The 24,143-nt window shown below is 58.1% G+C and carries 20 protein-coding genes; 15 read left to right on the top strand and 5 right to left on the bottom strand.

What is annotated here, in order from left to right; genetic code table 11:
- Positions 1-57 precede the first annotated feature (57 nt).
- Genes AC3WMT_RS12370 through aroC form a run of 3 tightly spaced genes read right to left on the bottom strand, consistent with a single transcriptional unit; the run spans position 58 to position 2,952 of the window.
- On the bottom strand, positions 58-684 hold the full coding sequence (locus AC3WMT_RS12370) for a methylthioribulose 1-phosphate dehydratase (RefSeq protein ID WP_103303802.1): 627 nt from the start codon (positions 682-684) through the stop codon (positions 58-60).
- The gene (locus AC3WMT_RS12365; RefSeq protein ID WP_103303801.1) at positions 681-1,826 is read right to left on the bottom strand and encodes an MFS transporter; all 1,146 of its coding nucleotides are present in this window, start codon (positions 1,824-1,826) and stop codon (positions 681-683) included. The genes AC3WMT_RS12370 and AC3WMT_RS12365 overlap by 4 nt, the downstream gene beginning before the upstream one ends.
- 34 nt (positions 1,827-1,860) lie before the next feature.
- Positions 1,861-2,952, bottom strand: a complete 1,092-nt coding sequence (gene aroC / locus AC3WMT_RS12360) for a chorismate synthase (protein ID WP_103303800.1) — start codon at positions 2,950-2,952, stop codon at positions 1,861-1,863.
- A 130-nt stretch (positions 2,953-3,082) separates the two neighbouring features.
- On the opposite strand from aroC, the gene AC3WMT_RS12355 reads away from it, so the two are divergent.
- Both AC3WMT_RS12355 and AC3WMT_RS12350 read left to right on the top strand, forming a co-directional pair.
- Complete coding sequence (locus tag AC3WMT_RS12355) at positions 3,083-4,036, top strand: alpha/beta hydrolase (RefSeq protein WP_103303929.1); 954 nt, start codon at positions 3,083-3,085, stop codon at positions 4,034-4,036.
- A gap of 99 nt (positions 4,037-4,135) precedes the next feature.
- The gene (locus tag AC3WMT_RS12350) at positions 4,136-4,927 is read left to right on the top strand and encodes a hypothetical protein (RefSeq protein WP_103303799.1); all 792 of its coding nucleotides are present in this window, start codon (positions 4,136-4,138) and stop codon (positions 4,925-4,927) included.
- Positions 4,928-5,023: 96 nt separating this feature from the next.
- Here AC3WMT_RS12350 and prmB read toward each other — a convergent pair whose 3' ends face one another.
- Positions 5,024-5,932 carry a 50S ribosomal protein L3 N(5)-glutamine methyltransferase gene (gene prmB, locus AC3WMT_RS12345; RefSeq protein ID WP_103303798.1) on the bottom strand — a complete coding sequence of 303 codons (909 nt, stop codon included), beginning with the start codon at positions 5,930-5,932 and terminating at the stop codon, positions 5,024-5,026.
- Between the two features lie 239 nt (positions 5,933-6,171).
- Between prmB and AC3WMT_RS12340 the strand changes: the two genes are divergently transcribed.
- The 5 genes from AC3WMT_RS12340 to AC3WMT_RS12320 all read left to right on the top strand — a co-directional run bounded on the left by AC3WMT_RS12340 (position 6,172) and on the right by AC3WMT_RS12320 (position 8,954).
- Positions 6,172-6,762 (top strand): cysteine hydrolase family protein, encoded by a 591-nt coding sequence (locus tag AC3WMT_RS12340; protein ID WP_053118675.1) that lies wholly within the window; start codon positions 6,172-6,174, stop codon positions 6,760-6,762.
- A 141-nt stretch (positions 6,763-6,903) separates the two neighbouring features.
- Entirely contained in the window at positions 6,904-7,224 is a 321-nt protein-coding gene (locus AC3WMT_RS12335) for a hypothetical protein (protein WP_096822944.1), read from the top strand.
- 74 nt (positions 7,225-7,298) lie between these two features.
- On the top strand, positions 7,299-7,856 hold the full coding sequence (locus tag AC3WMT_RS12330; protein WP_103303797.1) for a Smr/MutS family protein: 558 nt from the start codon (positions 7,299-7,301) through the stop codon (positions 7,854-7,856).
- Positions 7,857-7,933: 77 nt separating this feature from the next.
- Positions 7,934-8,479: a GTP cyclohydrolase I FolE gene (gene folE, locus AC3WMT_RS12325; RefSeq protein ID WP_003204506.1), complete on the top strand. Its 546-nt coding sequence runs from the start codon at positions 7,934-7,936 to the stop codon at positions 8,477-8,479.
- A 103-nt stretch (positions 8,480-8,582) separates the two neighbouring features.
- A complete protein-coding gene (locus AC3WMT_RS12320; protein ID WP_103303928.1) occupies positions 8,583-8,954 on the top strand; it encodes a glutaredoxin family protein in 372 nt (123 codons plus the stop codon).
- 165 nt (positions 8,955-9,119) lie between these two features.
- Here AC3WMT_RS12320 and AC3WMT_RS12315 read toward each other — a convergent pair whose 3' ends face one another.
- Positions 9,120-10,286 (bottom strand): aminotransferase-like domain-containing protein, encoded by a 1,167-nt coding sequence (locus tag AC3WMT_RS12315; protein ID WP_103303796.1) that lies wholly within the window; start codon positions 10,284-10,286, stop codon positions 9,120-9,122.
- Positions 10,287-10,368: 82 nt separating this feature from the next.
- Between AC3WMT_RS12315 and AC3WMT_RS12310 the strand changes: the two genes are divergently transcribed.
- The 8 genes from AC3WMT_RS12310 to AC3WMT_RS12275 all read left to right on the top strand — a co-directional run bounded on the left by AC3WMT_RS12310 (position 10,369) and on the right by AC3WMT_RS12275 (position 24,017).
- A complete protein-coding gene (locus AC3WMT_RS12310; protein WP_103303795.1) occupies positions 10,369-10,815 on the top strand; it encodes a MarR family winged helix-turn-helix transcriptional regulator in 447 nt (148 codons plus the stop codon).
- 315 nt (positions 10,816-11,130) lie between these two features.
- Positions 11,131-12,480: an NCS2 family permease gene (locus tag AC3WMT_RS12305; protein ID WP_103303794.1), complete on the top strand. Its 1,350-nt coding sequence runs from the start codon at positions 11,131-11,133 to the stop codon at positions 12,478-12,480.
- 90 nt (positions 12,481-12,570) lie between these two features.
- Positions 12,571-13,200 (top strand): LysE family translocator, encoded by a 630-nt coding sequence (locus AC3WMT_RS12300; protein WP_103303793.1) that lies wholly within the window; start codon positions 12,571-12,573, stop codon positions 13,198-13,200.
- 470 nt (positions 13,201-13,670) lie between these two features.
- The gene (locus AC3WMT_RS12295) at positions 13,671-17,219 is read left to right on the top strand and encodes a hypothetical protein (protein WP_103303792.1); all 3,549 of its coding nucleotides are present in this window, start codon (positions 13,671-13,673) and stop codon (positions 17,217-17,219) included.
- Positions 17,220-17,363: 144 nt separating this feature from the next.
- Positions 17,364-19,199: a hypothetical protein gene (locus AC3WMT_RS12290; RefSeq protein ID WP_103303791.1), complete on the top strand. Its 1,836-nt coding sequence runs from the start codon at positions 17,364-17,366 to the stop codon at positions 19,197-19,199.
- A gap of 183 nt (positions 19,200-19,382) precedes the next feature.
- The gene (locus tag AC3WMT_RS12285; protein WP_103303790.1) at positions 19,383-21,074 is read left to right on the top strand and encodes a hypothetical protein; all 1,692 of its coding nucleotides are present in this window, start codon (positions 19,383-19,385) and stop codon (positions 21,072-21,074) included.
- A gap of 70 nt (positions 21,075-21,144) precedes the next feature.
- A complete protein-coding gene (locus AC3WMT_RS12280; RefSeq protein WP_146041235.1) occupies positions 21,145-22,974 on the top strand; it encodes a hypothetical protein in 1,830 nt (609 codons plus the stop codon).
- Between the two features lie 86 nt (positions 22,975-23,060).
- A complete protein-coding gene (locus AC3WMT_RS12275) occupies positions 23,061-24,017 on the top strand; it encodes a hypothetical protein (protein ID WP_146041234.1) in 957 nt (318 codons plus the stop codon).
- Positions 24,018-24,143 lie beyond the last annotated feature (126 nt).

Below are 24,143 nucleotides of genomic sequence, written 5' to 3'. Positions count from 1 at the left end.
CTTGCAGACCGGTCGGGCACAGCATTTCATCAGGCAAATGGGCTACTTCTTGTGAAGTCAGCCTTGGCGGTTCATGACGCTGCGGGTTTTCAACTCGCACTCAAACAAAAATTCGAAAGCCTCGATCTGGCGCAGGGCGTCGTTCATCTGCGCGCCCCAGGTATAGAGGCCGTGGCCGCGAATCAGGTAACCGACGCAATCGGGATGGGCGTCGAGCCAAGGCTGCACCTTGGCGGCAAGGCGCGCAATGTCCTGATCGTTGTCGAAAATCGGCACGCGCACCCGCGATTCATGGGTCGAAATACCGCTGAAGGCTTTTTGCAGTTCGTAGTCTTCGAACTCGATAAAGTCTTCTGGGGTGAGGCGCGACAGCACCGTGGCATTCACCGAATGGGTGTGCAGCACCGCTCCGATCTCTGGGCGCCAGCTGTACAGTTGGGTGTGCAGCAGGGTTTCGGCGGACGGTTTTTTGCCCGGTTCCAGACTGTTGCCGGACAGGTCAGTGGCGAGTACATCGTCCAGACCCAACTGGCCCTTGTGCTTGCCGGACACGGTCAGCAACGCTTCGCTGGCCGACAGGCGCGTCGAGTAGTTGCTGCTGGTGGCCGGCGACCAGCCGCGACCGTAGAGAAAACGCCCGGCGTCGACGATTTGCTGGGCGAGTTGTTCACGCGTAAGGCTCATGGCCTGTCCTCTTGCATACGTGTGGCAATGATAACGGCAGCAGCGAGCGCCGCGAGACTGGCAATACTAAAGGTCAATGTCGCACCGAGGGCATTCCAGCTGTAGCCGGAATACAACGCCCCGAGCGCGCCGCCGGTGCCGGCCAAGGCTGCGTACAGCGCCTGGCCCTGACCTTGCTGGCGTGCGCCGAAACTACGCTGCACGAAGGCGATGGCAGCGGCGTGAAAACTGCCGAAGGTCGCCGCGTGCAGAACCTGCGCGAACAAAAGTACCCACAGGAACTCGGCGAACGAACCTAGCAGCAACCAGCGCAGCGCCGCCAGCAGAAAACTCGCCATCAACACCCGGCGCAGGGAAAACCGCGCAAGAATCCGGCTCATCGCCATGAACATCAACACCTCGGCGACGACACCCACGGCCCAGAGCATGCCGATGGTGCCGCGCGTGTAGCCGAGTCGCTCAAGGTGCAAGGTCAGAAAGGTGTAATACGGGCCGTGGCTCATTTGCATCAACGCAACGCAGCCGTAAAACGCCAGCACGCCGGAGCTGCGCAGTTGTTTGAGAAAGCCCTCGCCGCTCGGCCGATTGCCTTGCGCAGGTTGGGCGTTCGGCACCCACAGACTGCTGAGAACGATACCGGCCATGATCAGCACCAGCGCCGCCGGGTAGATGTCGAGGCTGAGCCATTCGAACAGCCGGCCCAGCGCGACCACGGTGATGATGAAGCCGATCGAACCCCACAGACGAATTTGACTGTAACGCGAGGTCTGCCCCTGCAAATGCGCCAGGGTAATGACTTCGAACTGTGGCAGCACCGCGTGCCAGAAGAACGCGTGCAGCGCCATGACCATGGCCAGCCAGGCGTAGGTCTTGCTGACGAAGATCAGCGAAAAGGTCAGCAGCGTACACACCGCGCCGAAGCGCACGATGGCCAGGCGTTTGCCGGTGTAGTCGCCGAGCCAGCCCCAGATGTTCGGCGCCACGCAGCGCATCAACATCGGGATTGCGACCAGTTCACCAATGCGCGCGGCGCTGAATCCGAGGTGATCGAAGTACAGCGCCAGAAACGGCGCTGTCGAACCGAGCAAGGCGAAATAGAACAGATAGAAACTGGACAGTCGCCAGTAAGGGAGCGCCGCCACGCCGGTTACGCCGTGACGGCTTTGAGGCCCGCCATCAAAGCTGACCCAGCACCGGCGTGCTCACGCGCACATCGGCGTTCTGGCCACGGTGACGCAGCAGATGATCCAGCAGCACGATGGCCATCATCGCTTCGGCAATCGGCGTGGCGCGGATACCGACGCATGGGTCGTGACGACCCTTGGTGATCACGTCGACCGGGTTGCCTTCAACATCAATCGAGCGGCCCGGGGTGGTGATGCTCGACGTTGGCTTCAACGCCAGATGGGCAACGATCGGCTGGCCGGACGAGATGCCACCGAGGATGCCGCCGGCGTTGTTGCTGAGGAAACCTTGCGGGGTCAGCTCATCGCGATGCTCGGTGCCGCGCTGGGCAACGCAGGCGAAACCGGCGCCGATTTCCACGCCTTTGACCGCATTGATGCTCATCAGCGCATGGGCCAGTTCGGCATCGAGACGGTCGAAAATCGGCTCGCCAAGGCCTGGCATCACGCCTTCGGCGACCACGGTGATCTTCGCTCCGACCGAATCCTGATCACGACGCAACTGATCCATGTAGGCTTCCAGCTCCGGGACCTTGTCCGGATCAGGGCTGAAGAAAGCGTTTTCATCGACCGAATCCCAGGTCTTGAACGGGATTTCGATCGGGCCGAGCTGGCTCATGTAGCCGCGAATGACGATGCCTTGGCTCGCCAGATATTTCTTGGCAATCGCACCGGCCGCCACACGCATCGCAGTTTCGCGCGCCGAGCTACGGCCGCCGCCACGGTAGTCACGCTCGCCATATTTGTGGTGATAGGTGTAGTCGGCGTGGGCCGGGCGGAACAGATCCTTGATTGCCGAGTAGTCCTTGGACTTCTGGTCGGTGTTGCGGATCAACAGCCCGATCGAGCAACCGGTGGTGCGCCCCTCGAACACGCCGGAGAGGATTTCGACTTCGTCGGCTTCCTGGCGCTGGGTGGTGTGGCGGCTGGTGCCCGGCTTGCGGCGATCAAGGTCGCGCTGCAGGTCTTCGAGAGAAATCTCCAGGCCCGGCGGGCAGCCGTCGACAATGGCGACCAACGCCGGACCATGGCTCTCGCCAGCGGTGGTGACAGTGAACAACTTGCCGTAGGTATTGCCGGACATGCAGGACGCTCCGTGAAATCAAACCCAAATTCGTGATGCGCGCCAGTATACGCAGGCTAACCGAGTAGTTCATCCTCGAACCTTAGTGGTGCTGGCGAGTCCAACCGGCACCTTGGCGAATGATGGCGTGATGATGCTGCGAGTTTTGATCTTGAGTCTTACCCTCTTTACTGGCTTTGCCCAGGCGACAGTCCTACAGCGGCCGGTATCTCTGGATACCGGCACGGGCGAACTTTTCGGTTCGCTGTTGCTGCCAAAATCCGACAACCCGGTGCCGGTTGTCCTGATTATTTCTGGCTCCGGTCCTACGGATCGTGACGGAAACAACCCCGACGGCGGGCGCAATGACAGCCTGAAACGGCTGGCGTGGGTGCTGGCCAAACACAACATCGCCAGCGTGCGTTACGACAAGCGCGGCGTGGCCGCCAGCCTGGCGGCGACACCGGATGAGCGCAATTTGTCGTTAGAAGCCTATGCAGCAGATGCCGTAGCGTGGGGGCAAAAGCTCAAGGCTGATCCGCGTTTCGGCAAACTGATTCTGCTTGGCCACAGTGAAGGCGCACTGATCGCCAGCCTTGCCGCGCCGAAAGTCGATGCGGCAGCAGTGATTTCCCTGTCGGGCAGCGCCCGGCCGGTCGATCAGGTAATTCGCGAGCAACTGGCGCGCAGCCTGCCGCCACCGTTGATGCTGCGCAGTAATGAATTGCTCGATAGCCTCAAGGCCGGTCATACCGATGACAATGTCCCGCAACCGCTGCAAGTGATTTTCCGCCCGAGCGTCCAGCCGTATCTGATTTCACTATTCCGTCAGGACCCGGCAAAGGCTTTCGCACAACTGAAGATGCCGGCGCTGATCGTTCAAGGCAGTAACGACATTCAGGTCGGCACCGAAGACGCGAGACTGCTCAAGGCTGCCAAACCGGACGCCGAACTGGTGGTGATCGAAGGCATGAACCATGTGATGCGCATCGTGCACAACGACATGAAGCGGCAATTGGCCTCCTACAAGGACCCGAATTTGCCGTTGGCTGCAGAGCTGGGTTCGAAAATCATCGAGTTTATTGACGGACTTCGCACCCGTTAAACGCTGTTTACCCTCTAGTCCTGAAAGAAGCGGCCGATAAGCCTTTGTCGCCAGCGTATCGGCTGGCGACAAGCAGGGCTTGGACAGGATCTCGCCGTTATGACTGATACCCAGACTTCACCCGACACCACCGCTGAAAAAGACGCACCGCCAGCGGTCGAGCTGCCGTGGGCGGATGTCCACGTCGAGCACCATAAAATGCTCCGCCTGGCCCCGCTGCAGACCGACCGCCACACCGGTGGACGACCGCTGCGTTTTGTCGAATTCGGTTACGCCGAGCGCCACAGCAAAGAACACAGCCTGATGCGCATGGCGATCAAATTGCCGAGCCAGCGGGTGCGCAAAGAACAGAACCATCTCGATGTGTGGGCCGATCACACCACCAAACGTGTGCATTTCGGCCCGGACAGCGGCTTGCAGATCGAACCGTTGAACCGTGGCATCGGCCGTTTCGTCGCCGCGCAAGGTATCAACTGGGCGAAGAAGCGCTGGCCGACCTATACCGTCGACGGCATGGACTTGAACAACAAGGACGCGCTGAACGAAGACACCCGTCTGCGCCGCGATCATTTTTTGCGCGTGCATGGGTTTGATGTGGTGTACGCCGATGCCCAGCATTTGAAGGGCAGCATCAAGGACGTGCAGGTCGGTGATCTGCTCGGTGACTGGAACAGCGAGAAGCTGCAGATCGTCGAGATTCTTGAAGCGGCGCAGATGCTCCAGCAGGCTGAACAGAATCTGGCTGAACAGGAAGTGAAGCTGAAGAAGCAGGATGAGAAAGTCAGCAAGTTCAAGCGTGAAGACGCTGGGCTGCGCTTTACCATTACTTGTCTGGTGGCGTTTGCGGTGTTTCAGGCTGGTTTGTTGATCTGGATTGCTACGCACCGGTAACACATTGAGACCTAGGCGTCCCCATCGCGGGCAAGCCACGCTCCCACAGGTTTTGTTGATCGTTCCCACGCTCCGCGTGGGAACGATCAGTATCGGTCAGACGCGGGAAGCGAACAGCGCTTGATGATTGCGGCACTGTTCCGCCGTCAGCATGAACACGCCATGCCCGCCACGCTCGAATTCGAGCCAGGCGAAGTCGACCTCAGGGTACAACGCGTCAACGTGCACCTGGCTGTTGCCCACCTCAACAATTAACAAACCCTTCTCGGTCAGGTGATCCGCCGCTTCAGCGAGCATCCGCCGCACCAGGTTCAGACCATCGTCTCCGCAGGCCAGACCAAGCTCCGGTTCGTGTTGATATTCGTCCGGCATGTCGGCGAAATCTTCCGCATCGACGTAGGGCGGGTTCGACACGATCAGATCGAAACGCTGACCCGGCAGACCATCAAAGCCATCGCCCTGCACGGTGTACACGCGCTCATCGACACCGTGGCGCTCGATGTTCTGATTGGCCACTTCCAGAGCTTCGAATGACAGATCGGCCAGCACCACTTCGGCGTTCTGAAACTCGTAGGCGCAGGCGATACCGATACAGCCTGAGCCGGTGCACAGATCAAGAATTCGCGCAGGCTCGTTGCCAATCCACGGCGCAAAGCGGTTTTCGATCAGCTCGCCAATCGGCGAACGCGGAATCAACACGCGCTCGTCGACGATGAACGACATGCCGCAGAACCACGCTTCGCCCAACAGGTAAGCGGTTGGAATGCGCTCTTCGATGCGGCGCTTGAGCAGGCGTTGCAGGTTGACCAGTTCGTCGTCTTCCAGCGCGCAGTCGAGATAGCTGTCGGCGATTTCCCACGGCAGGTGCAAGGCACCGAGCACCAACTGCCGGGCTTCGTCCCAGGCATTGTCGGTGCCATGGCCGAAAAACAGATCCTCCCCATGGAAGCGGCTGACGGCCCAACGGATGTGGTCGCGCAGGGTACGAAGTCGGGAAGTGATCACGGGGCAAAACTCCAGAAAAAACGACTGGCGATTCTACCAGCCAAAACGCGCCACGACGACGAAGGAAAAATACCGGCGCGACGGTAGGAGTTTTCTGTTTTATGCGACAGCTATTGAACAGAACGTGTAACTTGACAAGGCTGCAGGCCAGTAACGACGGTGCCTACGATGGTAGCGATTCACAGAAGCGCTCAGCCAGAGGACAATGTCGCAAAAGCCCCACCCCAAGGAGCCCCAGAATGTCCGTTCCAAAAACGATGTTTCAACTCAGCGGTCGCGGTTACGCAGCGGCCACGTTGAGCCATGCCACCGTGGTCATCATCGATGCCCAGAAAGAATATCTCAGCGGCCCACTGGCCCTGAGCGGTATGGACGCGGCTGTCGCGAACATCAAACAAGTGGTTGCCGCCGCCCGTGCAGCCGGTCGGCCGATCGTGCATGTGCGTCACCTCGGCACCGTCGGTGGCCTGTTCGACCCGCAGGGTGAACGCGGCGAGTTCATCCCCGGCCTCGAACCGCAGGGCGATGAAACCATCATCGGCAAATTGCTGCCGAGCGCTTTTCATGGCACCGAGCTGCTCGATCGTCTGCAGAACCTTGGCTCGCTGGACCTGATCGTCTGCGGTTTCATGAGCCACTCCAGCGTCAGCACCACCGTACGCGCAGCGAAGAACCTCGGTTTCCGTTGCACTCTGGTTGAAGACGCCTGTGCCACCCGCGACCTGCCGTTCAAGGGCCGCGTGCTCAGCGCCGAACTCGTGCAGGAAGCCGAAATGGCGATCATGGCCGACAACTTCGCCACCCTCGCACTGACTCAAGACCTGATCTGATCCGCTCACATCACGCTCTGATGAGCGGCTCACAGCGCCGCTCATCCGCAAAATCCTCTCATTTGCCGCAAATGCCATAGCCTCAGGAACAACCCGGTCAACTCCCGGTCGAAGGGCCGATACCCATTGAGGAAGGTCGGAATGAAGTTATCCGATGGATTTGACGCACGCCGCTTGCGGCCCAAAGGCCAAAGCAACTGGCGTTTTCGTTTCGGCGCGGCGATCGCGGCCATTCTGGCGACGTTCGGCGTGCTGCTGGCACTGGCCGGAGCCGCCAGCCTGCTCGGGCACCCGCCGGCACTCGGCGACTTGAATGCCACGCCAATGGGCTCGGCAATCATCCTGGCAGTCGGTTTGCTGTTTCTGTATTTCGGTGTCGCCCTGTGGCGTCGCTGCCGCCGTCGCGCACGGCAATCGCGGGAACTGAACATGTCCCCGCATCTGATGAAAAAACACGACTGAATCACCGGCCTGGCTTTTTGCCGGGCCGTTTCGTTTCGACTTGGTTAAACTGGCCGCCCTTCGCGGAGGCTGACATGCAAGACGACGATTTTTCCCTGTTCAAAAGTGCGATCCAAGGCGTCAAGCCGATCAAGCACGACCGCGCCGACACCGGCAAACCCAAGGCTGACCGCGCACAGATCGCCAAGCTGCGTCAATCCGCCACCGTGCGCACCGATGCCACCACCGTTGACGGCCTGTCCGATCAGTTTGTGATCGACGTCGGCCCGGAAGACGAGTTGATGTGGGCCCGCGACGGGGTGCAGGAAAGTCAGATGCGCAAGCTCAAGATCGGGCAGATCCCGTTCGAAGGCAGCCTCGATTTGCACGGCATGAGTGTCGAAAAGGCCCGGGAAACGCTTTGGGCTTTTCTCGCTGAAGCGACCAAGTTCGAAATTCGCTGCGTACGCGTCACCCACGGCAAGGCTGTGCGGCTGGACGGCAAGCGGCCGATGATCAAAAGCCACGTCAACACCTGGTTGCGCCAGCACGCGCAGGTACTCGGTTTCTGCTCGTGCCAGGCGAAACATGGTGGTGCGGGGGCGGTTTACGTGATGCTTAAACGCACCATGATGGAAGGTCGCGACGAATAATCCCGTTACACCGAACTTGCAGGGTCGTGTCCGCCACCGTACCCTTGCCCTTTGCGAAAATCCCCACAGGTAGTTTCATGTCCCTGGAACAGAATTACACCGCGATTCTCGGCCAACTGGGCGAGGACGTCTCCCGCGAGGGCCTGCTCGACACGCCAAAGCGTGCCGCCAAAGCCATGCAGTACCTCTGCCGCGGTTATGAACAGACGCTCGAAGAGGTCACCAACGGTGCCCTGTTCAGCTCCGACAACAGCGAAATGGTGCTGGTCAAGGACATCGAGCTGTACTCGTTGTGCGAACACCACCTGCTGCCGTTCATCGGCAAGGCCCACGTTGCGTATATCCCGAGCGGCAAAGTGCTGGGCCTGTCGAAGGTCGCGCGCATTGTCGACATGTACGCCCGTCGCCTGCAGATTCAAGAAAACCTCAGCCGCCAGATCGCCGACGCGGTTCAGCAGGTTACCGGCGCGCTGGGCGTTGCCGTAGTGATCGAGGCCAAGCACATGTGCATGATGATGCGCGGTGTCGAGAAACAGAATTCGTCGATGATCACCTCGGTGATGCTCGGTGAGTTCCGTGAAAACGCAGCGACTCGCAGCGAGTTCCTCAGCCTCATCAAGTAACTTGCTACAGAAAAAAACCGGCGTTGATCGCCGGTTTTTTTTCGTCTGCGAAAAATCGGGTAAGCTGCGCGCCTTTCTCAATGTGTACCGTGAGGCTTTCAACGTGTTCGTAAAAGCGCTTCGTGTCGGCCTTGGCCAACTGATCATTTTCGTCGACTTCATCACCCGTCCCGGTAAGAAAAAACGCCCCGCCGCTGCTCAGGCTCAAGTAGACGCTGCGGCAAAGGATCTGACCCTTTATCAGTTCCACGCCTGCCCGTTCTGCGTGAAAACCCGCCGGACTCTGCGTCGTTTGAATGTGCCAGTGGCGCTGAAGGATGCGAAGAACAATGAGCAGGATCGTCAGACCCTGCTGGAACAGGGCGGCCGGATCAAGGTGCCTTGCCTGCGTATTGAAGAGAATGGGCAGACGACCTGGATGTATGAGTCCAAGGTGATCATTGAGTATCTGGATAAGCGGTTCGCGGCGGTCTGATGTTGATGTTGTGTTACTGATGCCCCCATCGCTGGCAAGCCAGCTCCCACTGTGATCTGTGGCGTTCACAAAACCTGTGGGAGCTGGCTTGCCAGCGATGGAGCCCGCACAGGCTCTGCAAATCCCAGACAAAAATAAACCGGCCGTTGAGCCGGTTTATTTTTTTCAGGCCGCCTCGGCTGCCTGCGCCTGGCGCACCACCGCCGCCAGTCGTTTGAGCCCCTCATCCAGTCGCTCTGGGTCGATATGGCTGAAATTCAAACGCAGATGCCCGAGATTTTTATCCGGATCGGGAAAAAACGGCTCGCCCGGCATAAACGCCACATCATTGGCCAACGCTTCGTTGAGCAATGTCCGCGTATCCAGCGGCTGCTTCAACGTCAGCCAGAAAAACAGCCCACCCTGCGGCACATTCCAATCGGCCAGATCGGCAAAATGCGTTTCCAATGCCGCCTGAAACCCGTCGCGCCGCTCACGGTAGAAACCGCGCAATTGACTCAAATGCTGCTGATATTTCTCACTGCCAATCCACTGCAAGGCCTGCCACTGACCGATGCGATTGGTGTGCAGATCCGCTGATTGCTTGAGCTTTAGCAGGTGCGGAAACAGGTCAGGGCTGGCAATCAGGTAACCGACACGCAAACCGGGCAGCAAGGTTTTCGAGACCGTACCGGTGTAGATCCAGCTGGATTTTTTCAGGCGCCCGGCAATCGGTTTGGCGCTGCCGCCGTCGAAAGTCAGTTCGCGGTAGGGCTCGTCTTCGATCAAAGTGACGCCGAACTCATCGAGCAACGCCGCTACTGCTGCGCGTTTGGCCTCGCTGTAACGCACAGCTGACGGGTTCTGGAAGGTCGGAATCAGGTAGATGAACGCCGGGCGATGCTGCTCCAGACGACTGCGCAATTGCGCCAGGTTCGGGCCATCGGACTCTTGCGGCACGGTCAGGCAATCAGCACCGAACAGCTGGAAAATCTGCAGCGCGGCGAGATAGGTCGGCGCTTCGAGGAGGATTTCCGTGCCTTGGTCGATGTACAACTTGGCCGCCAGATCGAGGGTCTGCTGCGAACCGCTGACCACCAGCACCTGACTCGCCTGACAGTCCAGCCCAAGCGCCCTCGCCTGCGCTGCCAGCGCCTCGCGCAATGCCGGTTCGCCCTCACTCATGCCGTACTGACCGAGGGACAGCGGCATGTCGGCCCATTCGACTTTCGGCAGCATGACCTCAGCGGGCAGACCGCCAGCGAATGACATCACCTCCGGACGCTGGGCCGCGGCGAGGATTTCACGGATCAAAGAACTTTTAAGGCGCGAGACACGTTCGGAAAAAGCCATGGCGGTCACCGGTAGCGAGGCGAATAAAAAACAAGTCAAACTGATTGACTGAAATTACGACAGCTTGAGCGAGTACGTCAACATGCTTGACCTTAAAAATCCCAGTAGTCAGCAACAGGCCATGGAAGCGTTTTTCTTCGGCTACCAGGCCTTCACCGCCAAGGCTGATGAAATGCTTGAGCGCCGCGGCTTGTCCCGAGTGCATCAGCGGATCGTGTTTTTCATCGCCCGTTATCCGAATTTGAGCGTCAAGGAGTTGCTGGCTTTGCTCGGGGTGAGCAAGCAAGCGCTGAACATGCCGCTGCGCCAGTTGCAGGAAATGCATCTGGTCGACAGCGTGGCATCGCAGGCTGACAAGCGTAAGCGCCTGCTGGAATTAACGGCCGAAGGAGCGAAGTTTGAACAGGCGTTGCGGCGTGAGCAGGTGAAGTTGCTGGAGCGGGTATTTGCCGAGGCTGGGGAGGCGGCGGTGAATGGTTGGCTGGCGGTGAATCTGGCGCTGGGGACCAGTCAGACAGCACTCGACTGATTGATCTGGCCTCATCGCTGGCAAGCCAGTTCCCACAATGGTTGGCGGTGCAATCAGATGTGCAGAACGACTCAAATTTGTGGGAGCTGGCTTGCCAGCGATGAGGCCCTCGAAGGCGATATATCCCTATCGACGGACCTTTCGTAAACAAAACCAAAAACAATATTTGCTTTATTTGTACACAAAAGCATAATCCACAGCGTGCGAGTTCCTGACCGCATGGTCAACAAATTCGCGTATGCCTCAAAGGGCCGCTGCCACCCCTCATGGGTCCGGCCCTGGAAATAACAATAAAACTCTTGAGGAGTACTCGCTGTGGAAAGCCGCAAATCCGAAGCATCGACGCTGGACCTCTCGCCGCCGTTACGCAATGGCCTGCTGGAGCGCATCTTCAAACTCAGCTTGCATGGCACCACGGTGAAGACCGAGCTGATTGCCGGTCTGACAACCTTCATCACCATGGCCTACATCATCTTCGTCAACCCGAACATCATGGCCGATGCCGGGATTGACCACGGTGCGGCCTTCGTCGCCACCTGTATCGCTGCCGCGCTGGGCTGCCTGTTGATGGGCCTGTACGCCAACTGGCCGGTGGGTCTGGCACCGGGCATGGGCCTCAACGCGTTCTTTACTTACACCGTGGTCGGCACCATGGGCTATAACTGGGAAACCGCGCTCGGTGCGGTGTTCGTTTCCGGTGTGTTGTTCATGGTCCTGACCTTCTCGCGGATTCGCGAATGGTTGCTCAACAGTATTCCGGTCAGTCTGCGCTTCGCGATGGGTGCCGGTGTCGGCCTGTTCCTCGGACTGATCGGCCTGAAAACCGCCGGCATTGTCGTCGACAGCCCGGCCACGCTGATCAAACTCGGCTCTCTACGCGAACCCGGCCCACTGCTCGCCGCGATCTGCTTCCTGATGATCGCAATCCTCAGCTACCACAAAGTGTTCGGCGCGATTCTCATCAGCATCATCACCGTGACCCTCGCCGGTTGGGGCCTGGGCATCGTGCATTACGAAGGGATCATGTCGACCCCGCCTAGTCTGGCGCCGACCTTCATGGCCATGAACGTGGCCGGTGTATTCAACGTCAGCATGATCAGCGTGGTGCTGGCCTTCCTCTTTGTGCACATGTTCGACACCGCCGGGACCCTGATGGGCGTGGCCCAGCGCGCCAATCTGGTCAACGCTGACGGCCGTATCGAAAACCTGTCCCGCGCGATGAAAGCCGACAGCGCATCCAGCGTATTCGGCGCGGTGGTGGGCGTTCCGCCAGTAACCAGCTATGTGGAAAGTGCTGCCGGCGTGGCCGCTGGTGGTCGGACTGGTCTTACCGCAGTCACCGTAGGTGTGCTATTTATAGCAGCAATGTTTTTCGCACCGCTGGCCGGCATGATTCCGGCTTACGCCACCGCCGGTGCATTGATCTACGTTGCGATGCTGATGATGGGCGGCATGGCCCATATCGAATGGGATGAAGCCACCGACGCCATTCCGGCCATCGTCACCGCAATCATGATGCCGCTGACCTTCTCGGTCGCCGACGGCATCGCGCTGGGCTTCATTACTTACGTGGCGCTGAAAGCCGGCACCGGTAAGTACAAAGAGATTTCCGTGAGCTTGTGGGTGCTCTGCGCGATCTTCATCGCCAAGTTCATCTTCCTGTAAGCGCTACGCGGTTCCGCTTCAAATCAGCCTCACCCTCGCGGGTGGGGCTTTTGCGCACTCGTAATACCCACAAAAAGAAGGAGCAAAGTGATGAGTCTGGAAACCTGGCTGCTGTTCAGCGGCGCTGCACTGGTGGTGATCCTCATTCCGGGGCCACTGTCATTGCTGATGATCAGCAACAGTCTGAATTACGGTCTGCGTCGTTCATACCCGGCGTTTCTCGGCGGTGTCTTTGCCTCGATCTGTTTGCTCAGCGCCTCCGCGCTGGGTCTGGGCGCCCTGCTCCTCGCCTCGGAAAAACTCTTCAGCGCGCTGAAAATTGTCGGTGCGCTCTATCTGTTCTACCTCGCCTGGCAGAGCTGGCAGCAATCGCGTCAGCCTTCCACAGGCGCTGAAGTGCCGCAAGCAGCGCCGGTACCGCGTTTCCGCGCGCTGTTTGGCCGTGCTTTTGTGCTTGGCGCGAGCAATCCGAAGGACATCCTGTTCTTCGCTGCATTCCTGCCGCAATTCCTCAGCGCCGAACAACCCTTCCTGCCACAACTATTGGTGATGATCGCGACCTGGACCGTGCTGGACCTGCTGTGCAAACTCGCCTACGGCCTCGGCGCCCATGGTGCAGCGCGGTATCTGCGCAGCGGTAAAGGCCAGAGCTGGTTCAATCGCATCAGTGCCGGATTGTTCGGGGGAGCGGGAGCCGCTTCTTTGATTAGCAGTCACTGACAAGTTACGGCTAACTTACTGATGATGTTGTTAAATAGCCATTCTGATTGCAAAACAATTGCAGCCAGTATGGCTATTTTTTCATTACGTACACTTTGGCGAACAGTGGCGCTTGGCGACTATCAGGAACACTTTTCGAAAAACCATATTATAAGTCACCAGCGCAGCAAAACTTCGTGCAGTGATATGTTGCCCAAGCCACGAATACAAGCAACAACATCCACTCCTCCGCTTCGCAATACGGTCTCTTACCCGATCGAGACCAAGAAACAAAGGCAAAACTCGCAGCTTGGCCTTGTCACGGCAAGAGAAGCCTGAAACTTATTTCACACCTTATTGTTACTTCCATTTACCGATTAATTCTTACAAATGCAATACATCGCAACAACCCGGCGATATACACCAGTCAAAAATCAACAGTAGTATAGCTACGCCACTCAATATATATTTCGCCGAACAAGGATGTTCAAATGGCCACTCTTATACAAGAGCCTGAAATACAGCACGACTCCGTTGTCATTAACGATATTGGCCCTCAGCCTGCCAATGCGCGCACGGAGTCCACTCTCGATCTGAAAACAGCGAGAAATAACGCTACCGATACATCAAGTAAAACCTACACCAGCCAACTGAATCTCAACGACAAGCTTTTCGGGCCACTTGAAATTGGCCAGGTTTCGGTGACTCGGGTAGCTCTCGATGCGCTGGGTGCAAGAATCGACGGCCAGCCCCTGAACGGTGACAACACCTTCTTTCGAGTACCCAAGCGCTCTTTCGTCAATTCTTTGCAATTCAGTTTGACCGACATCGAAACCCATATGAAAGCGGCCAGTGGCAGAGACAGTTATCTGCTGCCAAATCTGCTGTTCGACATCGCCAGTCGGCGACCATTAACGTCTCCGCGCATGATCAGGGAGAATCTTCAAGCCACGGAAGATGCGGCCAGCCTGCGCGGAAAACTCGAGAAGCTGTTGAATGCAGCGCACAAGCTGGATTTGCGTCACGCCTCCTTGCCAAAAAACACCCCGGTCTGGGTTCAGAAGGTAAAAAGCTATTCCGCACTCGGCTCCAGTGTAGGGATTCAGAGCTTCGGGATATTCATGGGCATACGGGGCGTATACGAGGCTATCAAAGCCGATAACGTCCATGAAGCGGTTATCAATGGCACGGGGATAGTAAGCGAAGTCGGCTCCATTGCTGTTGACGTGACCGTTACGCATGAGGCCTCGCGCATGATCAAGGCCGGGCAACATGCTTTCAAGGATTTCGCCAAGACCCGATTCGCCGTCAGGCTGAGCCGCTCCGGAGGTCTGATCGGGGGAGCGCTGACGTTGCCGTTCGATATCTTCACGGCGATCAGATCCTTCACCGCAGCTGAAAACACCACTGGCAAGCAAGCCCTGGATCACTACGTCAGTGGTGCTCTGAGCATCACCAGTGCCGCCATGACCGTGATCCTTGGCGCCGCAGCAATGGCCGGTTTCTCCTCCGCTGGCCCGGTGGGTCTCATAGCGGGGGTCATGCTAGCAATCGGGTCTCAGGTGTATGGCGCGGTACGTGCGGTGGATGACATCGATGATTACATCGAACTCTCCATTGCCGAGCGTTGGGAGACCGGATTTCTCGCGTTCTGCCTGCAAGGACCAGCGACCGACGTTCAGAATCGGTTTCTGCTCGCCAAAGCCAAAATCGATCACGGCAAGCAATTGAAGGAAACGGCGAAAAAATTGCTGGAGGGGCAATTGAAGGACACCACCGAGGCCATTGTAAATGGCAGCTTCGATGTGGAACTGGAGACAACACCCATCCAGAAGCAGAATTGGTGGACCAAGGAATGGCACTGGGACAGCGTTTCTTCACCAAAGATAAAAGACGGAAACGACACCATTGACGCCCGCGAAGGCGTAACGGACAAGACCCCCGGCGCAGAAATAGGCACTGCGGGAGAAAACAAAGGTGTCGTGTGGTTCATGGGCGGCGGTGATGACGCCATACAAGGGGTAGAAAAAAAACCGAACGCTTTCTATTTCAATGCGGGGAAAAAACAACTGACCGGCGGCGAGAAGGACGACCACTTCGTATTCCAGGGTGCAGTTGTCAGCGATCCGGAAGATGAACTGGCTGATCGCTGGACATTACGTGGTGGTGCGGGCAACGATTCGCTGATCCTGGGCAAGGTTGAACAGAAAAACCGTCATTGGTACAAACCTGTGGCCCGCTACAACATTGATTTAGCCGCCGGCACGATCGAGGCACTCGTTTTGGATCGAGCCACCGGAAAAGAGTTGAAGCGTAGTGCGCACAGTACCCTCGAGAGCATCGAGAATGTCGAAACCGTCGCCGGTACATCCAGCACAGTGACCGGGACCGATGAGCGCAATGTCATCAAGGCGCGAGGCAACGACATCATCCGGGCGGGGGCTGGCAACGATCAGATTCATTTGCTGCAAGCGGGTGCGTCAGCCTGGGGTGCAGCCGGTGTGGATGAATATTTTATTGACAAAGTACCGGGCACACTTTCTATCTTCGAAGACGGAGAAGAGGACAGTGTGATTGTGCTGAATTTCAGAATGGAGTTGATCGACCACTTTATCGTGATGGAGGACGGCTCACTGATATTGATGCTAAACGCTGACAGCTATGAGAAAACCAAGTTAGTCATTGCGAACGTCTACGAACAAAAAGACGGCGAACTTCGTATAAAAAACAAAAAAATAACTTTTTTTACCAAGGACCAATTCTACCTCGTGCCTGACTTTCCTGAGTCGGTACACAGACTTGGATATGTGACTCTGGAAGCGACTATCTTAAAGCATGGCACTCCTTTACAACCGATCTTCGTCTATTCCGGCGTTTGCAAAATCAAACACAAAAACTATGCGACTTATTACATCCCGCGCAATGAACACCCTGTTTTCTTTGAATCAATCAAACGCACAGAGGAAAGTATAAAAATCTATCTGGACTACGCCAGCAACGAAATTACCAACGTAGAGCTCGCTTGCGGAATGGGGGTCAAGACCAACTGCCTTCATGGCTTGACCAATCTGACCTATCACTTCGGCGAAAAAAAGCTGACGTTCTCTACGTTTTCGAGTTTTGACGTTGCATTGTACGGCACCGACAAGATGGAACGCTTCCTCGAAGTACTTGCCGAGGGCGTCCAGCAGAAGTACGTGCTCGTATTCAATGATGGCTTGATGACCAGTCCCCGAATCACAAAAATCATACCGCCCACTAAGGATGACTACTCTACGGACGGCTATGCGCGATGGAAAACCCTGCAACCTTTCCCGTCAAACTACCGTGCGAGCTGGCCGCCTCTCGATCTGCCCGAAAACGAGGCTTACACATTAAGTTCCCGGGGTGCCTGCATCAATTTCTCCCCCCTTTCCGAACAAACCGCGTTGGAATGTCTGGAAGGTCAAGGCGGGACCTACATTCTTCACCTCGCTGCCAACATGAACCTCAAAATCGCGACACCAGGTGGTTTGGCCAGTGCGAGTGTCAGATTGCCGCATTCGTCCACCTGGGAACTGGATGCCACAGCGTTGGGCAATGTCGAGATCAAACTTGAAAACAACAAACTCCATATCGGCACTTGCACAATCCATCTTCCGGAATACGGCAGTGAAGACATCATCGACACCGTGCATGTCATTGTCGAAAACGGGATCATTAAAACGGTCGACCTGTCATTCGACCTGATTACCATCACAGGCGTCGACGCTCGATACTTCGTTGAACCACCAGGACCTTCCGTGGCGCTCTCGGGAGTTTATTCTCAAGTGGCGGAACTGGAACTGCCGGTGAGAAATGCCACCCTCAAAAATTACCCGACCTTTGAACTGAGCTACAGCTTTCCAAAACGACGTTGGGCCACCAAGCCCTATATAACCAACATCATTAACAGATCACATCTCGATATTTCCGGCCGGTGTAATCATCAGCTACCCAAACCACAACTGACACCGCTTCAAGAATCAATAATCGCCTTTGATTCGGTGCCTGTCTCTTAACCCGCTCGACTTACAACTGTGTAAATCCAGCGCACTCTGACAAACCAACAGCTTTTCAACTTTCCCAGCCCCGACCCTGTCGGGGCTGCACTCAAGTGCGCGTCAAAAATGTGATGAAACGTTCCTCAAATGGAGTATCCGTTCATGGCCAAATCGCCCAAAAAAATTCCGAAATCTTCCGCAGGCGACGCGTCGACGCCCACCACCCGAACTGGCGTTGATCTTCCCTCCGGTCACCGATTCCCGGATCTGCATCTGCCTGACGGTGACCCGACACCAGGCCATTCAGCGCGTCAGTCACAGATCCCGGTGGTTGAACAGCCTAACGTTATCGTGAGCAATCTGCCCGGTCACAGCATTGATACCTATGGATTCGCCCGCAGTGAAATTGCCTGGCCACAAAGTCGCTACAACGAATTGGTCGCTCTGGGAGCAGAGACCGGACTGTTCAGAGGACCAGACCTGCGCACCTATGCGGAAATAGGCAACGAAGGCCGCTTTCTGGTTGAGCTCAATGAACGCGGTGTTTACCACGTGCCCCTGTCCTTTGCACCCGGAGTGCCCGGCCCGATTTTGACCAAAGTTGAAGGTCAGCCACGCTGGCGCATCGAGCGGCCGGGCTGGCAATCGTCGCCGACAGCAGCGGTTTCCATAACGCCAAAACCGCCGACCTACTTAGCCCCTCATTTGGCAGCGGCATTGACCAAGGCCGACCTGTCATCCGACGGAGTCCGCTACGACAAGCACAAGAAAACCTATGTCGACACGGCAGACGGCACGGTAATGGTGCGCAAGAACAGCGATGGCGCCTACCGCGAGACGTCCGCCAGCGAACTCTCTCCTTCCGGCCCCGAACTTGAAGCCGTTGCCGGAACGAAACTCTGGCGACGCAAGGCCCTGGACACTGCCGAACCCACTCGCACCGTTGACGAACCGACGCCTGGCCCGAGCAAGCGTGCACGGTTTGACGACCCGCAAGAACCTGAGACTCCGACAGCCGCAAACAGCGCCATCATGGCTGAGCAAACGCCTTACTTCTGGTTGCCATGGGGCCATCTGCATCAGCCCACCACTGGCGAATCCATCCAGCTCGGCTGGCTGCACTATTCAATCGTACCTGTCGGGTCCGCACCCCATCGCCTGCCCAAGGTGTACTACTTGCAGCACCCGGAATTTGCGCCCACACACTTCGCTGGCTTTGAGCGAATGCTGCAAACGGCCCCGGAACTCCAGCCGGTCGCCACTTTCCGCATCGGCACCGAGCCGGGAGAAGTTCGCCCCGGCAAGCGCCTTTTCGAGAAGCCGTTGACCCAGTCCGTCGCCGAGACCTTTATCGACTTCTCCGATTTCACGGCAAGAGCCGTCGCCCGCCGACTGTTCGAACTGTCGGATGATTCACCCACCGTCACCGGCACCGGACTGAGCAACATTCAGAATGTCTTGAGTCAATGGAACCAGAAGCCCTTCCCCACAACACCGGCGTTTGCCGACCCGCTGAACATGCTGCCGGTGGCGAACTCCATCGAGGTCTCGGGAAAAAAAGTCATTCCGTTGCACCCGCAGGTCGAAGGCGATTTGCAGCGACTGATGTTTGACCCGCAGCATTTTCCATTCGAATGGAAGAACTACAAGAAGGAGCCGACCGATCTGAACCTCAGGCGTCTGGTCGGCGCCTTGCTGATTCGCAGCAGCTATGACGTTTTTCCCCTGACCCACGACCATCGCAAGCCGACGCTGGTCTTCAGGCGGAGCAATCATGACGAGGTGTTTTTTCTGAAACTGGGCACGGTCGAGCATATCGGCCTGTCCCATACGCCTGGCAACGAGCTGGCTGATCCGGGTTTATCTGCCCGAATCGGCAGCGAGGCCTATACCGCCCTGAGCACCGCAGCGGTAAAAGGCAAGGTTGTCTGGCTGATTGGCGGGGTGATGAAAGTCGAATCGAACCCGGAGGCGGTCTTTATCCTCAGAGAGCGCTGACAGCCACAGTTGCCCTCGCCGCTCTGTCGGCGAGGGCAACCTCTGCCTTGGCGCATCAAGGCGTTCACTTCGTAACGACTTGCATCATTTGCCGTCAGTGCAAGACATATATACCGCACGCCACCTCCCCCGATTCCCCAGCATTAGCCCTTTGAAGAACCCGTACTTCACAGGAGCATCGCAATGGCGAAATCGCCCAAGAAAATTCCGCTTTCACCTCAGCCCGATAACACTGCGAACCCCACCCGCCCCGTGACCGAGCCACCGGGTGGCAGCCACGGCGATACCGGGCACTCGGTGCCGGCGCTGACCGGCACCGAGCCGACACCCGGGACCTCGACAGGAAGCGGGGCCGACGTACCCGGCCGGCACTCGAGCGTCATCATCAGCCAGATGCCTGAACCCGAACCTCACGTGCCTGCACGGCGGGCGTCTGCAGAGGGCGACCCACGCCTTCCGGACGCCAGCCAGGCGACACCTGCCATCGACTCAGCCATCGGAACGGATCTGCGTCCCGCCACGTTCATCGATCCGGCACTGGCAGCTCTGCTGACCAGTGCCGACAGCTCGGCGGAGGGGATCCGTTACGACAAGCACAAAAAAACCTATGTCGATCTGGAGCACGGCACGGTGATGGTACGCAAACACCCGGATGGCAGTTATCAGCAAACCCATCCCGGCGAATTGAGCCCGACCGGCGAACGGGTCGAACAGATTCCGGGGTCGAAACGCTGGCGCCAGGTAGCGCCGAACCGTTCGCCTGTGGACGCTGATCCGGCGCTCGTCGAGGCGAATGAACCTACGCCAGGTCCCAGCAAACGACCACGTCTGGACGAGCAAACCAGCGCGGCAGAAGAAGCCGGGATGCTCGTGGAAAGTCTTCTGTCCCGGCAACCGGATGCACTGGATCTGTCGGCCGGGCAATGGCGCAACTGGGGCAAAAACACCCCTCCGGAATCGGGCGCCTCCATCGAAATAGAGGGTGCGCATTACCCAATCGTGGATCAAGGCATCCACCCCGTTACGGGCCTGGTCTATTTGCAACACCCAGGCTTTGCGCCCGGGCGCTACGACGCGTTTGAACAGATGCTTCGCCTTGAGCCCTCGCGCCAGCCGAAATGGGCGCTACACCGCGATGGCCAATGGAGGGTGCTGGAGAACCATTTCCCGTTTGAAATGCCTCTCAAGCAGTACGTCGCCAATTCGTTCAAATACCTCTCCGATCACTCGCAGAGCAACCTGGCGCGCGCCGTGTTCGACCAGAGTCACCCCTTGGGCACGGTGACCGGGCATGGCCTTTCGGTGATGACCCTGACCTTTCGCCACTGGATGGATCGCATCAACAACGAAGCGCCTATGCGCGGGCTCATGGATCCGCTGCTGATGCTGCCGCCCCTGCCTGTTCAGCCGTTCACCATGGTGCCGGGAGGCGTACTTTCTTTGCCCGCGCCCTCTCCCCGTTTTTTGCAGCGAATCGACTTTGACCCGCAACAGTTCCCTCTCGAATGGGGCACCTACGCAGCGGCCCCGACGGGTGCCAGCCTGCGCACGTTATTCAGCACAGTCCTGCGGCAGAACGGTTACGTCATCAATACGACCCCGCGGGCGATGAGCGAAGGCGCCTTGCTGTTTCACCGCGAAGGCGTCGCCGCGATATTCGTCCTGAAACTGCCACGCGTCACTGGCAGCACGATTGCCCGTTACAGCGTGCCCGGCGCAGAAATGTCCAGCCCGGCCTTCCTGGCAAAACTCAGCCACGTGTCCCGACAGACATTGACCACCCATCTGGCGCAGAACCAGATCGTATACCTGGTGGGCGGCACGCAAGAGATCGCCCCGGGCAAACCGACGCTGTTCATGGTGAGAGAGGGATGACCGTAGACCGAGCGTCCACTGCCTCACTCGCCCACTGCGCTGCAGCAGTCCAATTGAAGAGAAAACCTGTATGGCCAAACCACCGAAAAAAATCCCTATCACCTCTGCACCCGACACGTCTGTGGAGGTTACCCGAATCGTTACTCATGAGCCTGCCGGGCATCTTCCGCATACCGGCGGTTCCGACCCGATAGGTTCGATCATTCGCGCCCCTCACTCTGACGCCGGGAATCCTTCGCCAAACGCAAACCAGCAGCCGCCAGGGGTTACCATCAGCAATCTGCCGGAGACTGTCGCCGCGTTGCTGGAAGCCAATATGCGCGCAATCACCTGGCCGGCCAAAAACGCTCACTTGTTGCGCGCAATCAGCAATCCCCGCGGGTTGTACGAAAGCCCGGACGGCGATACCTATGCCCATATCGCCGACGAAGGCTACTTTCGCGTCGACCGTCAAGCCGATGGCCGCTACCGCATGCACTGGCCAGAGGGCCTCGGCGAAGCGGGTCCGCTGCTCACGCAAGTCGAGGGCCAAGCCTACTGGCGCCCCGCGCCATCCGCTCGGCCCGTGCCCGCGGCGGTGAGTGTCGAGACAGCGGCAAATCCTTCGCCGCCACGCCCTTTGCCCGCCGATCAGGCGGCCTGGCTGACCAATGCGCAAACCACCTGGGACGGCATGCGCTATGACAAACGCAAAGCCACCTATGTCGACATGGAAGACGGCACAACCTTTATGGTGCGCAAACATCCGGAGGGCGGCTATCAGCAAGCCTCCGCCCATGAGCGCAACTCGCTCGGCGCGCGGGTCGAGCAGATTCCAGGAAGCAAACGCTGGCGAACCCGACCGGACGACGAGCAGTTGCCGGGGCCCAGCAAACGTGCGCGCCTGTCCGCCCCTCAACAACCCACGCTGGCACGTCCATCGTCCGGCCTTACACCTGATGCACAGCCCTCGACCGGAGCCTGGAGAAGCTGGGGCAAAACCAGCAAACCGGAGTGGAATGACTCTATCGAAATAGACGGCCTGCACTATGTGATCGTGCCGCAGCGGATGCAGGCCGATACGCTGCTCGTCTATCTGGAAAACCCGCTCTTCACCCCTGGCCGATACGACGCCTTCGAGCAAATGTTGCAGACCGACCTGTCTCTGCAACCAAAATGGGCGGTTAAGACCAATGATGCCTGGGCAATCGTGGAGCAACGCCCGTTTGAGGGATCGCTGACCGGGTATGTCGGTAAAACCTTTCTGGATTTGTCGCAGCAGTCGTCGAATGCTATCGCCAGAACCGTGTTCAATCAGGCGAATCATTCCGAAGTCATCAACGGTGATGGCCTGCGCATTCTCTTCGACACGCTGTATCACTGGGAAAACAGAACCACCTCGACCGCACCGAGGCCTGAACTGGCCGACCCATTGTTGCTGCTGCCCATCCTGCCGGCACAGCCCAGCGTCGATCTGCTGGGGCACAACCTTGTGCTCCCGCTGCCGTCCGGCGAAGCCTTCCAGCGACTCGATTTCGATACCAGCCGGTTTCACCAGCAATGGCGCGACGCGCTGGACACGCCGGGCGCCAGTTTGCGCGCGATGTTCAGCGACCTCCTCGAACACAGCGGTTATACGGTCGATCGCACCAGCCGCATGTTCAGCGAGGACGCATTGATCTTCAAGCGGGAAAACCTGGATGCCGTATTCGTCCTCAGATTTCGCCCCAGTGCGGCCGACGGCACCCTTTATCGAGCGGTGGATCCGGCTTCGGAACTGAACGGCGAAGGGTTCAGGAAAAGGCTCGAGACCTCGAAATGGCGGCAGATGCTCGAGCCCGGCAAGGTCGTCTATCTGGTCGGCGGTACGCAGCCAGTCTCTGCACAACAGACGTTGCTCTTCATTGTGAGAGAGGGCTGACGTTCAGCGGCAGGCACACCTGTTTCAGGCGCACTGCGACGTGCAGTGCGTAACCCGGACCCATCACGAATATCGAGCGAAAAAGAATGGCCAAAACACCGAAAAAACTCCCTGGCACCGTTTCACCCGACTCGTCCACGCCCCCTGCGCGGCCTGTGACTGAGACGCTTGACGGCACTCACAGAATTGCCGGCAGCACTGACTCCGTCTTTCCCGCAGCAGATCAGCCCCTTGCACGCGTTCGCGAAAGTACAGACGAAAACAACCCGGTCTCGGCGGTTTCCGTCAGCAATAGGCCCGCAACGTCGTGGCCAACGCCGGATAACGCTCGGCGATCGATTACCTGGCCGGCGGATCAAGTGCATCTGTTGCGGGCACTGACGACCGACAGCGATCTGTTCATCAGTCCGGATGGCAAGACGTATGCCTATATCGAAAACGAGGGCCATTTTCTGGTTGAACGCCAACAGGATGGCCGCTATCAAGTGCCTTTCGACTTCACACCGGACTTGCCCGGACCTTTTTTGCATAAGATCAGCGGTCAGTCATCGTGGCGCTTTGAACTGCCGGCCTGGCTTTCGGCGGACTCGCCAGCAAGCCTTTCTCCTGCGGCCATCACCACGCGCGCATCCGCGAAAACACCCAGCGCTCTCGCGCCTCATCTCGCCGCGCGGCTATCAGACCCGGCGGCGTCAGCGCAGGGTATCCGCTATGACAAGCACCGCAAAACCTATGTCGATACGGCTGAAGGCACCGTCATGGTCGGCAAAAACGCCGAGGGTGAGTATCAGCAGACTTTTGCCAGCGAACTGAAACCTTCCGGCGAACGGGTTGAACAGATTCCCGGAACAAATCGCTGGCGCCGCAAAGTAGCGGACGCCACAAGCGCCGCCGAGCATACGCCGACGAATAATCGACGACTGGCCGAGGAATCGCAGGCAGACGAGTCAGGCCCAGGCAAGCGCCCGCGTCTCGCCGGCGAAAGCGAGACCTTATCGGATCATCATCCGGATACGTTCAGCGGTGATCGCCCAGCCACATAAATCTCACGAAAATCCAATAGAGAGTCACCCCGGCCCCCATTCAACAGACGAAAAAAAGCCCGCAGTGTGAGCGGGCGAAAGACCAAAGAAGCTATATGCGCAGTCGCTTCCCGGTGGGGGCAGCTG

It is taken from the genome of Pseudomonas sp. FW305-7, assembly GCF_058786735.1.
The sequence above is the reverse complement of the archived record's forward strand: the minus strand, read 5'-3'. Positions and strand labels throughout refer to the sequence as shown.

What these genes read in the sequence shown, in the direction of transcription:
- AC3WMT_RS12330 (WP_103303797.1), top strand. Translation starts at nt 7,299, where the DNA reads ATGCAAGACGACGATTTTTCCCTGTTCAAAAGTGCGATCCAAGGCGTC.
- AC3WMT_RS12295 (WP_103303792.1), top strand. Translation starts at nt 13,671, where the DNA reads ATGGCCACTCTTATACAAGAGCCTGAAATACAGCACGACTCCGTTGTC.
- folE (WP_003204506.1), top strand. Translation starts at nt 7,934, where the DNA reads ATGTCCCTGGAACAGAATTACACCGCGATTCTCGGCCAACTGGGCGAG.
- AC3WMT_RS12300 (WP_103303793.1), top strand. Translation starts at nt 12,571, where the DNA reads ATGAGTCTGGAAACCTGGCTGCTGTTCAGCGGCGCTGCACTGGTGGTG.
- AC3WMT_RS12275 (WP_146041234.1), top strand. Translation starts at nt 23,061, where the DNA reads ATGGCCAAAACACCGAAAAAACTCCCTGGCACCGTTTCACCCGACTCG.
- AC3WMT_RS12310 (WP_103303795.1), top strand. Translation starts at nt 10,369, where the DNA reads ATGCTTGACCTTAAAAATCCCAGTAGTCAGCAACAGGCCATGGAAGCG.
- AC3WMT_RS12370 (WP_103303802.1), bottom strand. Translation starts at nt 684, where the DNA reads ATGAGCCTTACGCGTGAACAACTCGCCCAGCAAATCGTCGACGCCGGG.
- AC3WMT_RS12355 (WP_103303929.1), top strand. Translation starts at nt 3,083, where the DNA reads ATGATGCTGCGAGTTTTGATCTTGAGTCTTACCCTCTTTACTGGCTTT.
- AC3WMT_RS12285 (WP_103303790.1), top strand. Translation starts at nt 19,383, where the DNA reads ATGGCGAAATCGCCCAAGAAAATTCCGCTTTCACCTCAGCCCGATAAC.
- AC3WMT_RS12290 (WP_103303791.1), top strand. Translation starts at nt 17,364, where the DNA reads ATGGCCAAATCGCCCAAAAAAATTCCGAAATCTTCCGCAGGCGACGCG.
- AC3WMT_RS12335 (WP_096822944.1), top strand. Translation starts at nt 6,904, where the DNA reads ATGAAGTTATCCGATGGATTTGACGCACGCCGCTTGCGGCCCAAAGGC.
- AC3WMT_RS12350 (WP_103303799.1), top strand. Translation starts at nt 4,136, where the DNA reads ATGACTGATACCCAGACTTCACCCGACACCACCGCTGAAAAAGACGCA.
- AC3WMT_RS12340 (WP_053118675.1), top strand. Translation starts at nt 6,172, where the DNA reads ATGTCCGTTCCAAAAACGATGTTTCAACTCAGCGGTCGCGGTTACGCA.
- AC3WMT_RS12280 (WP_146041235.1), top strand. Translation starts at nt 21,145, where the DNA reads ATGGCCAAACCACCGAAAAAAATCCCTATCACCTCTGCACCCGACACG.
- AC3WMT_RS12315 (WP_103303796.1), bottom strand. Translation starts at nt 10,286, where the DNA reads ATGGCTTTTTCCGAACGTGTCTCGCGCCTTAAAAGTTCTTTGATCCGT.
- aroC (WP_103303800.1), bottom strand. Translation starts at nt 2,952, where the DNA reads ATGTCCGGCAATACCTACGGCAAGTTGTTCACTGTCACCACCGCTGGC.